Genomic DNA, 13,607 nt, shown 5'->3' on the forward strand with positions numbered 1-13,607 from the left:
GGAGCCGCTGCAGATAAGGTCTACTCCCGAATGTGGATCGCGCTGATGAGGGAGCTTCATTGCCACGGATCAAAGTAGTGGCGGCAGTGTTCTACCGAGATGGCAACGTCCTCGCCTGTAGACGAGCGCCGGGTAAGTCCGCAGCGGGCAAGTGGGAGTTTCCGGGCGGGAAGATTGACGACGGCGAGACCCCTGCGACCGCACTGGTTCGCGAAATTCACGAAGAGCTTGGAATTTCCATCTCGGTGGGCGAACTCGTCGATAGAACTGTGACGACGGTCGATCATCTCGAGATCGACCTAGCCTGCTACATCGTCTCGTCGAAGGAATTACCGTTCCGGAGTACTGATCACGACCAACTGCGTTGGGTATCCATCGACGCTTTGCCTTCCCTTGATTGGGCCACTCCGGACCTCCCCGCGGTGACCGTCCTTTCATCCACCGGGCACAAGCCCGTCGAGGATCGCACATGAGCGCCCCGTTGCCCGAAGGACTCTACGAGTCAGTCATTACCCCGCGGCTTCAAGAACGTCTCGATGCGACAGCCGCGTCGTCACGAATCATCGACCTGGATCCGGGGCTCGCCCCTGAAATTCTTGGACGGCACGTCGGTGACGCGGTTCGCAGGCACCTCGAGTCCATCGACCCGGCCAAACGGCTCGAGGTGGCCGAACAGTTCATTAATGCGCTCGACTCTGATGGTGACGACCTCGCAGGTGGGTCGATCCTTCAGTCCATTTACCCCACCGGGAGAACAGAACCGCGTCGCCCATCGACTCCGCTCTCCGAAGGCGCACTTCTTACGAACGCGCGTGACGAGCCCGGCCTCGGAAATGAACTCGCCCTAGAGATGGAATCATCTGACGAGGTCGATCTCTTATGTGCCTTTGTAAAGTTCACTGGTGTAACGGTATTGGCACCGCAATTTGAACTGCTCGCTGAGCGTGGCATCGCACCACGCATTCTCACTACGACGTATATGGGAGCCACAGATCGGCGGGCCCTAGACGTTCTAGTCAATGACTTCGGAGCGCGAGTTAAAGTGCGGTTCGAGAAAGCCTCCACCCGCCTCCACGCTAAAGCATGGCTTTTTCGGCGACATAGCGGTTTCGACACGGCTTACGTCGGAAGTTCAAACCTCTCCCGATCTGCGCTCGTAGATGGACTCGAATGGAACGTCCGCCTGTCCTCCGTCGCGCACGCGGCTCAGATAGCGAAGTTTCGGACGGTCTTCGATTCCTATTGGAACTTGGCCGATTTCGAGTTGTACAACCCTGATACCGACGCCGAAAAATTAGACAGAGCACTCGAGGAGGCAGGGGGGCGCAAATCTACTTCCGTCCTTGTCTCCCTCGCAGGCTTAGAGGTACGTCCTTATGGCCACCAGCAACTGATGCTCGATGCGCTGGCGACCGAACGAAACGTGTTTGACCACCATCTCAACCTGTTAGTCGCAGCCACCGGCACTGGCAAGACCGTCGTTGCAGCCCTCGACTACCGCGCGCTATCCGAGCAGGCAGACAGCAGACAACCATCTTTGCTATTCGTCGCCCACAGAAAAGAAATTCTTGTGCAAGCTCTGCGCACATATCGCGCAGTTCTTGGTGATGGCTCTTTCGGCGAACTCTTCGTCGGCGGCGAGAAACCTCGTCACTGGAAGCATGTGTTTGCCAGCGTGCAATCTCTCGATCGGGACCACCACGTGCCGGAGGACTGGGAAATCCTTGTCGTCGACGAGTTCCACCACGCTGAAGCGGCAAGCTATCGACGACTCTTCTCCCGGTTCACCGCGACCGAAGTTCTTGGCCTGACTGCAACACCAGAGCGTGCAGACGGCGTCGACGTACGGGAATTTTTTCACGGACGCACTGCATACGAACTTCGCCTGTGGGATGCGCTGGAGCAGGATCTGTTGTGCCCGTTCCACTACTACGGCATTTCCGACAACACGGATCTGCGGGACGTTGAGTGGAGCGCAGGTCAATACAGCCCCGGAGCCCTTTCCGATTTATACACCGGCAACGACGCCAGGACTTTGCTAATTCTCAAGGCCCTACGGGAGAAGGTCCTCGACGCGACACGGATGCGCGCGCTTGGGTTCTGCGTGTCGGTTGACCATGCGAAATACATGGCCGAGTCATTTACAGCGCGCGGTCTTCCGTCCGCTGCCATCGTCGGCACCACTGACCCGGACGAGCGGCGCGCTCTGGTCGAGCGTCTCAAAGCCGGGGATCTGCGTTGCATCTTCACCGTTGATGTCTTCAACGAAGGTGTCGACATCCCTTCGGTTGATGTTGTCCTTATGCTGCGTCCCACCGCGAGTTCGACAGTGTTCATCCAACAGCTCGGCCGTGGATTGCGTCGGTCACCAGGCAAGGCTGTGCTGATTGTCTTGGATTTTGTGGGCCACCATCGGGCTGACTTCAACCTTGCCGGCCGATATCACGCAATGACAGGGCTGTCGAGGCGTCGCCTCGAAACCGATCTTGAAGTTGGCTTTCCTTCGCTTCCCGGCGCGTCGCGGATTGTTCTCGACGAGGTTTCCCGGGGTGAGGTCTTGCGCTCCATTAAGCAGGCGGTGAAGGCGAACACGAAGAAGGCATTGGCGAATGACCTGCGCTCACTCGGCGCCGTTCCAGTGCTCGCCGAGTTTCTCGATGAGACCAATCGCGATCTGGACGACATCTACCGAGCTGACCGTTCGTGGACAACAATCGTTACGATCGCAACGGGGCAGCCAGAACCTGAGGGCAGAGAAAAACTCCTCCTCAAGAAACTTCAGCGACTCAGGACGGTCGATGATCTAGACCGGATCCGCGAGTACACACGGGTGGGCGAGGACATCTTGGCAGGAAAGTCGTGCGCCCGCGATGACGTGTGGGCGTCGATGCTGATTGACTTCCTGGTGCCCGTTCAGTACACGGCCGACTTCAATGAAACGGTCAGCGATCTCGCAGGGTTTCCGCGGCTATTCGAGGAATTGATCCAGCTGATGGATGCAGCCACTCGGAACATTCACCACGTACCGCTTCCCCTTGACGGCGATCTCGCCACACTTCCACTGCGGACTCATGCGAGCTACAGCCGTGAAGAACTGCTGTCCGCGCTTGATTGGCGCGCAGAGGACGGTCGCCCGAAGACGCTGCGGGAGGGCGTCGCCTGGTGCGCCACCCACCAGACCGACATCTTCTTTATCAATCTTCACAAGGATGAAAGCGCGTTCAGCCCGTCAACGATGTATCGGGATGTCCCAGTCTCGCCAACCCTGTTCGACTGGGAATCACAGTCGAACACCACCCAGACTTCTGCGACAGGCCGCCGTTACCTCGGCCAACGTGAAGCCGGAACCAACGTGTTGCTCGCGGTTCGCAACTCCCCGAAGGATGACGTCACGACGGCGCCTTTCGTCTTGCTGGGTAATGCTGACTACGTGTCTCACTCCGGCGAGCGACCGATCCAGATCAGATGGGCGCTCCGCCGACCGATGCCCGCTGACGTTCTCGCACAGGCGTCCGTCCTAGGAGTCTGACGCGGCGAGAAAGCACTGGGTGCGGGCCCTCGTCGTCGTCGTTTTCGTCGTCGTCAACCGGTCCGCCGCGGCACTCCAAACGCGTCACACTGGTAGACAACGCACCTCCACTCGCGTAAGGACAAGACATGACCCAACACCCCGCCGCGGAACCCAGTCACCCCGAATCGCCAACGGTCCTCGACCACGACGTGGTGATAGTTGGCGCGGGTTTCGCCGGTCTGTACGCCGCCAAAAAGCTCGGGCGAGCGGGAGTCGACGTCCTCCTGCTGGACCAGAACCCCTACCACCAGTTCCAGCCCCTGCTCTATCAGGCGGCCACCTCACAAATCGCAATCTCGACCGTCGCCCGACCGCTACGCGAGATCCTGCGTGGCGAACGGGACCACGTGAAGATCCGGACGGCTCGGGTCGCGGATGTCGATGCCACCACCAAGACCGTCACCACCGAAGACGGCCTTGTCTACCGTGGCAAGATCCTGGTGATCGCCGTGGGCACCGAACCCAACTTTTTCAACACGCCCGGAGCACGTGAACTCGCCTACCCGCTGTACTCAGTGGACGATGCCACGAGCCTGTCCTCGGCGATGCTCGGTGCACTGGAACGAGCAGCAGCCACCCAGGAAGCCGGCGGGGAACGGCGCCCGTTCGGCGTCGCCGTCGTCGGCGCGGGCCCCACCGGGGTCGAGACGGCAGGCGCCATCGCGGAGAACATCAACGCCGTGGTGTCCGAACAGTACTCACCTGACTTCGCCGCCTCGATCAACGTCCACCTGATCGACATGGGCGACACGGTCCTCCCACCGTTCTCGAAACAGTCGCAGAAGTACACCCGCCGTAGCCTCCAGGACCTCGGCATCATCATCCACCTGGGCGCAGCCGTCGCCTCGGTGACGGAGAACGGCGTGACGCTCGCGGACGACACCACCATCCCGGCCGGCATCGTCGTGTGGACAGCCGGTCTCAAAGCGTCCGGGCTACTCGGCGCCGCCGGTCTGCCCACCGGACGCGGAGGTCGGGTCGATGTCCGACCCGACCTCACCGTCCCGGACTTCCCCGGCGTCTACGTACTGGGCGACGCCGCCAACATCGTCGACGCCAAGGGCCGCACACTCCCCCAACTGGGTTCGGTCGCCAAGCAGTCCGGCCAGTGGGCCGCAGACAACATCCAAGCCGAACTCGCAGGGCAGGCCCCCACGCCATTTGGATACCGTGACCTCGGCTTCATGGCCATGATCGGACGCGGCCACGCGGTCGCGGAGGTCACACCGCGCCGATTCCAGATCAACGGGCTGCTGGCGTTCCTGTCTTGGCTCGCCGTCCACCTGGTGCTGCTCTCCGGCATGCAACAGCGAATCGCGGCCCTCGTGTCGTGGTTCCGGGACTACCTCACCACCAGTCGGCCGCAGGTGGTCGTGTACCAGCCGCAGCAGTACGCACGGACCCGCCAGCGCGGGACAACAGCCGACCGATCGACCACAGGAGTGAACAATGACTGAGATCACCAACGTCACCGTCTTCGGAACCGGGGTCCTCGGTTCGCAGATCATGATGCAGGCGGCCTACCACGGCAAGACCGTGACCGGTTACGACATCTCCGACGACCTCCTTGCCAAGCTCCCCGAGCGCTGGGAGTGGATGCGCGGCTACTACAGGCGCGACCTGCCGGATTTCGATGAGAAGCGGTTCGACGCGGCGATCGAGTCCATTACCACCACCACCGACATCGCCGAAGCGGTCGCCGACGCCGACCTGGTGATCGAGGCCATCCCGGAGCAGCTCGACCTCAAGAAGAAGGTGTGGGCACAGATCGGTGAGCGTGCGCCGGAGAAGACCATCTTCGCCACCAACACCTCCACCCTGCGTCCCAGCGACTTCGCCGCCGAGACGGGCCGCCCCGAGAAGTTCCTCGCCCTGCACTTCGCCAACCTCGTCTGGCGCTACAACACAGGCGAGGTGATGGTGGCCAAGGAGACCGAGCAGAAGTACTTCGACATCGTGTTGGAGTTCGCCGACGAGATCGGCCTGGTACCGATCCCCATTCTCAAGGAGACGCCCGGCTACCTGCTCAACGGACTTCTCGTTCCGTGGCTGCAGGCGGGCGCGAACCTCTACGTCGACGGCGTCGCCAACCCCGCGGACATCGACAACGTATGGCGCACCGCCACCCAGTCACCCCACGGGCCGTTCCAGGTGTTCGACACCGTGGGATTCAACGTGGCCGCCAACATCTCGCGCATGGGCGACGAGAAGCAGCAAAAGTTCGCGGAGATCCTGCAGAAGGGCATCGACGCCGGCAAGACCGGACTGGGTGACGGTGAGGGCTTCTACACCTACGACGCCGACGGCAACGTGGTGGCGCCGGTGACGAGCTGGAACCACACCTGATCCACGGCGGCGGATCCCGCCGGGATCCGCCGCTACGTGCGGCCCGTGATCTCGAGCAGGTCCCATTGCTTGACGGGGCCGGGCGCGCGCGCCTGACACATCGTGAAGATCGGCTCGGAGAAGGTTTCCCGTAGCCGCACCACCACCGGGCCGTGCGGCCCGTCCAGCGTCACCTCCACCTCACCGTCCGACTCGACGACGGCGAGGGGGGCGTACGCGTCGATACGGTCGTCTCCCATGGACATCCGTGCATGGTGCTGCGCGACCTGCACGACTCCCGGATAGCTGCTGCGGCCGCGGAGGTACCGCGGGTCGACCCGGCCCTGCTCATAGCGCGCGACGATGTCGGCCGGGTCCTGCGCCTGGTCCACACGCCCGTAGTACAGACCGTGTGGCAATACGAGCATCGTCGCGGCGAAACGGTCCCCGCCCAGGTGCGAGCACTCCCAGGTCGCTTCCGGATACCGCTCGGCAATCGCCGCCGCAGCGCGACGGCCTCGCACGGCGCAGCACTGGTCGTGTTTGCCATGCGTGCACACCGCCACGAGCGGCTCTGTGGACGGGGTGCCCGCGGAGCCGTCGAGCGGGATCTCGGCATACTGCTCGGGACCATCCACCTCGCCCCACAGCAGGTACTCGTGGCCGGGGCGGGCGTCTGCGAGGGCCCACCGCCACCGAAGCTCGGCCGGCCGGCGGCCCGGTCGTCGGATCGCCGCGACCCGCACGTCGGCCGCCTGGGCGCGCAGGGCTATCGACCGCCCCAACACCGGATCCAAGATGGCGGGCGAGTCGATCAGCGCCAGGAAACCCCACGGGCCGGTGAGCTCCAGCATGAGCCACCGCATCCCCCGCGCGCCGGAGCCCTCGAGAGGATCGCCGCGGCGCAGCGCGGACACGCTGCACGGTTCCTCACCGGCCCGGCCAATCGCAGGTCCCGTCATGGAACCCGTCCCGGTACCACCACTGCTTCCCGCAACAACCGCCGCAGCACCACAACGCCGTCGGCGGCGTCGTCGAGACCGGGTAGCGAACCCGCGGTGACCGGGTAACCGGCCAGAATCGCGCGCAGGGCGGGAGCGCACTGCGCGGGGAAGGTGATCGCTTTGGTGGGCAGCGTCAGGACGACCGTGTCGGGGCTGGTGTCATCGAGCGACCCGTGCAGTCCGTCCCGCCACCGCAGCACGGTGTCAGCGTCAAGGGACGCGACCGCGTCGAGGGTCGCCAGGGGGCGGACCGCGGCGGGCCGCGTCAGCTCCAGATACCGCGTGGCGAGTGTCCCGCCGGCGAGTGCGCTGAGCTCGTCCTGCTTCTCCGACATCAGATTCGCCACCACGTCGAGCACCGCGCGCGCGTGCTCCTCGGTGCGCGCGGCGTCCACCGGGGCGAGCCCGAGTGGCAACGACTCGCGCAGCGACTCCTCGGAGGCCAATGCCTCGACGAGCGCCGAAGCGATGTCGTGACCGGTGAAGGGCGCTACGCCGACGGTGAGGTGGATCGACGTCTCACCCTGCGCCTCGGCCGAGTGGACCCAGCCACGCGGCAAGTAGAGGCTGTCCCCCGGTTGGAGGACAGTGTCGATGACCGGCTCCTCGGTGGCTCGCGCGGCGATCGCCTCACGATGGTCGGTCCACGGTTGATCGGCAAGCGGGTGGTGGTGGACGGGCTCGTGAACGCGCCACCGCTTGGTGCCGGACACCTGGAGGACAAAGACGTCGTGGACGTCGTAGTGCGGTTCGAACCCGCGATTTGCCGGCGGGGTGATGTAGGCGTTGGTCTGCACTGGGTGGCCGAGATCGGAGGTGAGAGCTCGAACGAAGTCGATGACCGGCGGCCAGAACCGGTGCAGGCCCTGCAAGACGATCGTTGCTCCGGCGGCGAACTGCGTGAGCACGCCGTCGGGGTCGATCTGATCGGGCATCAGCGCACCGAACCCGCCGGAGCGGGTGAAGCACGCCCGGTCGACGAGCGTGCCCTCCCGCGCCATCCGAACGAAGGGCGTGCGTACCCCGCGCTCGGCGATGATCTCGTCGACCATCTGCGGCGACAGCAGGTCACCGAAATCACGCGGTAACCGTGCCGCCGGGCTCAGCAGGGGCTGGCGACCCCAAAAGTCACGGGCAAATTCATCCCGCCCGCACGCGACGCACCGCCCCAGCACTATCGATCAGGCCGAGCCGTCTGCGCCGCCGTCATGACCGTCCGGGTTGGAGCCGCCGTCAGCGGTGCCCTCACCGGCCGAGCCGTCTGCGCCGCCGTCGTGGCCGTCCGGGTTCGAACCGCCGTCAGCGGTCCCCTCACCGGCGCTGGCCGAGCCGTCGGCTCCACCGTCGTGGCCATGGGGGTTGGAGCCGCCGTCAGCGACGCCCTCGCCGCCCTGTGCGCCGGCGGTCGTGATGTCGTCATCGTTGATAGCCATGTGCGATCCTCTCGTCAGTGCAGGTGTCGACCTGCACAGCTTCGTACGGATGTCGCCACGTGCCGAGAATGAGACCTCGGTCACAATGGGGCTTGCGATACCCACTATGCCACCGGGCCGCCCACTGCGACCATGTATCGCCACGGGCACAATCACCTCTTGGGGTGGACGTGGCCAGCCACCTGCAGAGCGCAACGAACTCGGCCGTCTGAGCCATAGTCGACGCCGCCGACACCGCCGGGATGCTTCTGACCCCGGTCAGCAGCCTCGAAGCCGATACTTGGTCATCGTTGGGCCCGCTCTCTGCGTGCCAGCGTGGAGGCATCGTCCTCATCCGGATTCAGGAACGGCAGGGGTGTGTTCGTCACCTCGGGAGAATCGGCGTGACTGTTCGCCTTGTGCTCCGCCCAGCGCACGAGCATGCGTGGCATGTCATTGCGGACGAATTCGAAGAACTCCCGGGTCTCGCGCAGATTCGCCAGGCCTGGGGCTTTTTCGGCCTCGGGCAGGTCGTCGAGAATCGCCACGGCGTCGTCGATACTCGCGTTGATCTGGTCGATCAGCGGGAGCCTGGAGGCGAAGACCTCCGCCCAGACGTCACCGCTCATGAGCCGCAAAAGATCACCCCGACCCCGCGGCGCACGCTCGCGCAGCACCAGTCGCGCATCGACGAGGTAGCGGACCGCGCCGGAGATCGCCGCCGCGCTCACCTCGAGCCCTCGGGCGAGATCACGCGAGGAGTAGGAGTCCTGGCCGCCGATCATCATGAAGGCAAACACCCGGGCCGGCATTCGCGGTATGCCCTCGAGCTCCAGACCCTGCCCGAACCGCTCGACAGCGCGCTGCACCAGTGATCGTCGATCCATGCCTTCAAAATACTCGGTCTTTTGATTGTTCAGAAAGTGGTGAATGTTCGGTCCTGACGGCACGCTCTCGTCCACCCCGTAGTGATGCCGTGCATACTCGGCGGCCATGTTCTCCCGCAAACGCGGGGCGCGCTCGACGGCCGTCAGGCGCGGACACCACCAGTAGTAGCGTCCGGACGCGAGCTCAGGGCGGGCTTGTACTACCGAGCTACCGCGTTCAGCGCTCGGCTTCACTCTCGTGGGGGATGACGACGACGGGGCATCGAGCGTGGGCGATCACGTGCTGGCTCACCGAACCCAGCAACATCCCGGCGAAACCTCCACGCCCACGGCTGCCCACCACGAGAAGCCGGGCATCCGCGGACGCCCTGACGAGCGCCTCGGCGGGATGACCCGCGAGCACCCGCTCTTCCAGCTCCACGAACTCCCCCAGCGCTTCCCGCACAGTCTCGGCCAGCATTCTGCGGCGGTCCGCCTCCAAGGCAGTGGTGTCCTCCCAGCCGGCCATGGCCAGGGGACCCCAGGCGGAGGGGCGGTCGACGACCGCAAGGACCTGGATCCGCGCACCGTTATCGCGGGCGTACTCCGCCGCCCACTGCAGCGCACGCACCGAGTCGCTCGATCCGTCCACCCCGACGATGACTGGTTGTGCATCCATGGCCAATACCCACTTCCATTTCACCGAGAGCGGCGATCAGAGGGACTGCCGCATCCCCGCGGGGATGTCCGCACTCCCGCGGGACTGTCACCGTATCCCAGCCACCGCCGCGTCACCCGTGACGCAGGAATGACAGCACCGTTCCCACCACGACACTCCCGGCGAGGAACACCACGAAGAGTCGATGGAACCACAGCCATATCACCGGCCCCCTGGAGCCGCGGACCGCGAGCAGAAACAGGATGAGGGCCGCGACCAGGACTGCGCCGCCCGCAAGCACGACGAGCGGAGATCCGACCAGGGTGCCACCGATGACGGCGAGGCTGCCCGCGGTGAACGCGAGAACCTGCCGCCATCGCACCGCGACGGTGGGGACGTCGACGGCGAGCACCGCCTGTCCCGCCCCGAGTCCGATTTGCGCCACGCCCATCACCAACACCAGATAGGCCGCCACCCAGGAGCCCTCGTCGAAACCCAGCGGGCGGGTCAGCGCGGCCACTAGGCCGCCCACGATGATCGCGGCCCCGCCCAAGGCGACGAAGGGAGTCACGGACCGCAAACGGGTCATGGTCTCGTCGGTCGCCCAGGGCCCGTGCGATGTGGATGCGCTCATGATCCGAGGCTACTCAGGCGGGCGCCGTTGACCTGGACGGAGTTGAGCTGCCACCACAGGCTGGCCAGAAGTACGCCTAGCGGCGGCCGAACGTCTCCCGCTTGACGAACCCCCACGCAGCGGTCCCGAGGAAGAGGATGATCCCGATGACGGCGAGCCAAACGAGGCCCTTGACGACGAACCCGATGATGCTGAGGATGAGCCAGATCGCGAGCAGGGCGAGGATGAGTTGCGGCATGCAGGTGAACCTACCAGCCACAACGCATCAGGATGCTGACGCGGAACCCGCGCCGGAGGGCGCGCCCCCCGGCCGTCATCAGTCCACCGCGCGGTGGATGAACCCGCGCAGTCCGAGGACGAGGAACACCGAGGTCGACACCGCGAGTCCGAGGGCGATCCATCCCGCCCCAAGATGCGGCGAGTCGGTTAGGGCAGCGCGCATGCCCTCGGAGACGTAGGTGAGCGGGTTGAACAACGTCACGACCTGGAACCACCGCAGCGAGTCGAGCAACTGCCACGGGTAGAAGGTCGCGCCGGTGAAGATCAACGGCGTCAGCGCGACCGCGAAGATGATGTTGATGCGATTCGCCGGAACCATCGTCCCCAATACCAGACCGATCGACGCCCCCGCAAATCCCCCAACGATCAGCAGGACGATGAACATTCCCCAGTGCGCACCGGCGGTCTGCAACCCGTTCGGGAGGATGAGTTCCCCCAGCGGCAGGATCAGCAGCGCCGCGATCATCGACCTACCGGTCGCGAACACCAGCTTCTCCACCCCCACCATCAGCGGGGAGATCGGCGCCAACAGACGGTCCTCGATCTCCTTTGTGTAGGAGAACTCGATCACCAGGGGCAACGACACGTTCTGCAGGGCCGTCAAGACTAGCGTCAGCGCGATGATCCCCGGCAGCAGTTGCGTGGCATAACTCGCGTTTGCCGCGCCGATCTTGGGCAGGACCAGGCCGAAGACGAAGAGGAACGCCAACGGCTGCATCAGCGACTGCGCGAGAAACCCGCCGAGTTCGTGGCGGAGGGTGTTCCAGATGTCGCGCTGCAACAATCCCAGGAAGGCTCTCGGGCCGGTAGCGCGCGCCAGCGTGGGATCGAGAGTCGCCCGCCCACCCGGCCGGGACGGAGACTGCGCGGGCGCACCCGCGGCCCACTCGGAGTGTCCACCCTGGTCATTCATCGCAGCTCACGCCCTGTCAGATGCACGAATACGTCCTCGAGGCTGCCCTCGAGCCGGTGGACATCCCGGACCACGGCGCCGCGTTGTTCGGCGACCGTGATCACCTCGCCCAGTCGACGGTCGCCGTAGCACCGCACACGCCACTGCCCGTCGTCGATCTCCGCGGATTCCGTCTTGCCGAGCTCCGCCAGCAGCGGTGCCGGATCGTCCCGCGAGTCCAGCAGAAGTTCGATGCCGCGCCCGCCCGGCAGCAGTTCGCGCAGGCCGGCGGGGGTGTCCAACGCGATCCGCTCACCATGGTCCACGATCGCGATCCTCTCGCACAGGCGGTCCGCTTCCCCCATGTCGTGCGTGGTGAGCACGATGGTGGTGCCGTCGCGGTGCAGCTCGGTGACGCGGTCCCACAGGAACAGCCGGGACTGGGGATCCAGGCCTGTGGTCGGTTCGTCGAGGAACAGCAGCGGTGGGTGGTGCATCAGCGCACGTGCGATGAGCAGACGCTGGGCCATCCCACCGGAGAAGTTTCCCACCTGCTCGTCCGCCCGGTCGGCGAGCCCGAACTGTTCCAGCAATTCACGGGAACGCTGTCGCCGTTCCCGCAGGCGCATCCCGAAGTAGGCACCGTGGAACGTCAGGTTTTCCAGGGCGGTGAGCGAGCGGTCAAGATTGCTTTGCTGCGGCATCACGGCGATCCGTCGTTTCACCGCCTGGGGCTCGGCCACCACGTCGATCCCGTCGATCCGGGCCGTGCCGGACGTCGGTTTGACCCGCGTGGTGAGAATGCCGAGCGTCGTGGTCTTTCCGGCGCCGTTGGGCCCGAGGAGTCCGAAGAGTTCACCGCGCCCGACGGTGAAATCCACACCCTTGAGTGCGAGGGGCCCGCGCCTGCCGTACTGCTTGCGCAGTTCGTGGACCTCGATCATCGCCTCGGCGACGCCGTCGTCCGTGATGGTGCCGCCGGGCCCGACGTCCTGGTGTTCCTTCACACGGTCCTCCGATCACGCGACCGCCGGGTGGCGGGTAAGTTCCGCCCGGCGGTAACCCCGCCGTCAGCGCCCCCACCCCCACAACTATAGTGACCTGAATCACATCGGGGCGACCGCTGTGTCGCTGAGCGTGAACGGAGAAGCCTCACGTGAGCACTGGGACCGCCAGATCCGATGCCCCCGGCATCCTCGACCGGGTGGATTCGATCCTCGATGTCATCGCGGCCGAGGGGTGCATGACCCTCACCCAGATCACAGAGGCGACGTCCCTCCCCCGCACCACCGTCCACCGCCTACTCGAGCAGATGGTGGCCAAACGGTGGGTACTGCGGATTCGCAACGAGTATGAGATCGGCGTCCGACCGTTCCACCTCGGCACCCTTGCCCGCCAGGGCCACTGGTACTTCCGGCTCGCGCGCCCGCACCTGGAGACCATGCGGGAACGCACACGCCTCGTCGTCCACCTGGGTTATCTCGACGGCACGGACGTCGTGTGGTGGGACAAGGTCGGTGACACGCGCCTGAGCCTGGTGCCCACCTACGTCGGCGGTCGGCACCCGTCGTTCCGAACCGCCGCCGGCAAGGCCCTGCTCGCCTCCGAGGGGCCCGACTACATCGCGACCCACTACGCCGAGGAACTCGGGCACACCACGCCCGAGAGCCTGAAGACACGCGACGAACTCCTCGAGGAGACCCGGCAGATCCGAGAGGAGGGGCTGGCCCGTTCCCGGGGCGAATTACTTCCCCACCTGTCCTGTCTCGCCACACCCGTGACCGTGCGCCCGGTGAGCACGAGCGACGGCCATCAGACCGCAACCGCGGTCTCCGTGTGCGGCCCCGTGGACCGGATAGAGAGCGACACGAGCCTCGCCCATGCCCTACGGACATGCGCGATGGACATCCTCGCGGACATCGCGCAGTCACCCCGGGCCCCGAAGGACTAGCCGCCTCTCGTGCTC

General features: G+C 65.2%; 14 protein-coding genes. 5 read left to right on the forward strand and 9 right to left on the reverse strand.

Annotation, left to right across the window (positions count from 1 at the left end; genetic code table 11):
- Window positions 1–32 precede the first annotated feature (32 nt).
- The 4 genes from FQ137_RS01020 (at window position 33) to FQ137_RS01035 (ending at window position 5,917) form a co-directional block, all read left to right on the forward strand.
- Window positions 33–473: a (deoxy)nucleoside triphosphate pyrophosphohydrolase gene (locus tag FQ137_RS01020; RefSeq protein ID WP_255583297.1), complete on the forward strand. Its 441-nt coding sequence runs from the start codon at window positions 33–35 to the stop codon at window positions 471–473.
- Complete coding sequence (locus FQ137_RS01025; protein ID WP_188064709.1) at window positions 470–3,529, forward strand: DUF3427 domain-containing protein; 3,060 nt, start codon at window positions 470–472, stop codon at window positions 3,527–3,529. The genes FQ137_RS01020 and FQ137_RS01025 overlap by 4 nt, the downstream gene beginning before the upstream one ends.
- A gap of 128 nt (window positions 3,530–3,657) precedes the next feature.
- Window positions 3,658–5,028, forward strand: a complete 1,371-nt coding sequence (locus FQ137_RS01030) for an NAD(P)/FAD-dependent oxidoreductase (RefSeq protein ID WP_149290743.1) — start codon at window positions 3,658–3,660, stop codon at window positions 5,026–5,028.
- Complete coding sequence (locus FQ137_RS01035; protein WP_149290744.1) at window positions 5,021–5,917, forward strand: 3-hydroxyacyl-CoA dehydrogenase; 897 nt, start codon at window positions 5,021–5,023, stop codon at window positions 5,915–5,917. Before FQ137_RS01030 ends, FQ137_RS01035 begins: the two co-directional genes overlap by 8 nt.
- A gap of 32 nt (window positions 5,918–5,949) precedes the next feature.
- On the opposite strand, the gene FQ137_RS01040 is transcribed toward FQ137_RS01035, so the two are convergent.
- The 9 genes from FQ137_RS01040 to FQ137_RS01075 form a co-directional block, all read right to left on the reverse strand.
- Window positions 5,950–6,762: a sucrase ferredoxin gene (locus FQ137_RS01040; RefSeq protein WP_149292557.1), complete on the reverse strand. Its 813-nt coding sequence runs from the start codon at window positions 6,760–6,762 to the stop codon at window positions 5,950–5,952.
- A gap of 92 nt (window positions 6,763–6,854) precedes the next feature.
- Window positions 6,855–8,075, reverse strand: coding sequence for a cupin domain-containing protein (locus FQ137_RS01045; RefSeq protein WP_149290745.1), 1,221 nt, complete (start codon window positions 8,073–8,075; stop codon window positions 6,855–6,857).
- Window positions 8,076–8,081: 6 nt separating this feature from the next.
- Window positions 8,082–8,333, reverse strand: coding sequence for a BatC protein (locus tag FQ137_RS01050; protein ID WP_149290746.1), 252 nt, complete (start codon window positions 8,331–8,333; stop codon window positions 8,082–8,084).
- 284 nt (window positions 8,334–8,617) lie between these two features.
- Window positions 8,618–9,199: a GbsR/MarR family transcriptional regulator gene (locus tag FQ137_RS01055; RefSeq protein ID WP_149290747.1), complete on the reverse strand. Its 582-nt coding sequence runs from the start codon at window positions 9,197–9,199 to the stop codon at window positions 8,618–8,620.
- Window positions 9,200–9,416: 217 nt separating this feature from the next.
- Window positions 9,417–9,857, reverse strand: a complete 441-nt coding sequence (locus FQ137_RS01060) for a universal stress protein (protein WP_149290748.1) — start codon at window positions 9,855–9,857, stop codon at window positions 9,417–9,419.
- A 112-nt stretch (window positions 9,858–9,969) separates the two neighbouring features.
- The gene (locus tag FQ137_RS01065; RefSeq protein WP_223146482.1) at window positions 9,970–10,470 is read right to left on the reverse strand and encodes a hypothetical protein; all 501 of its coding nucleotides are present in this window, start codon (window positions 10,468–10,470) and stop codon (window positions 9,970–9,972) included.
- Between the two features lie 76 nt (window positions 10,471–10,546).
- On the reverse strand, window positions 10,547–10,708 hold the full coding sequence (locus FQ137_RS15285; protein ID WP_188064711.1) for a hypothetical protein: 162 nt from the start codon (window positions 10,706–10,708) through the stop codon (window positions 10,547–10,549).
- A 78-nt stretch (window positions 10,709–10,786) separates the two neighbouring features.
- Entirely contained in the window at window positions 10,787–11,662 is an 876-nt protein-coding gene (locus tag FQ137_RS01070) for an ABC transporter permease (protein WP_149290749.1), read from the reverse strand.
- Window positions 11,659–12,648, reverse strand: coding sequence for an ABC transporter ATP-binding protein (locus FQ137_RS01075; protein ID WP_255583299.1), 990 nt, complete (start codon window positions 12,646–12,648; stop codon window positions 11,659–11,661). The genes FQ137_RS01070 and FQ137_RS01075 overlap by 4 nt, the downstream gene beginning before the upstream one ends.
- A 149-nt stretch (window positions 12,649–12,797) precedes the next feature.
- Here FQ137_RS01075 and FQ137_RS01080 point away from each other — a divergent pair, with 149 nt between their 5' ends.
- Window positions 12,798–13,592: an IclR family transcriptional regulator gene (locus tag FQ137_RS01080; RefSeq protein WP_149290750.1), complete on the forward strand. Its 795-nt coding sequence runs from the start codon at window positions 12,798–12,800 to the stop codon at window positions 13,590–13,592.
- The last annotated feature ends 15 nt before the right edge of the window (window positions 13,593–13,607 follow it).

The organism is Dietzia sp. ANT_WB102 (assembly GCF_008369165.1).
Classification (GTDB): domain Bacteria; phylum Actinomycetota; class Actinomycetes; order Mycobacteriales; family Mycobacteriaceae; genus Dietzia.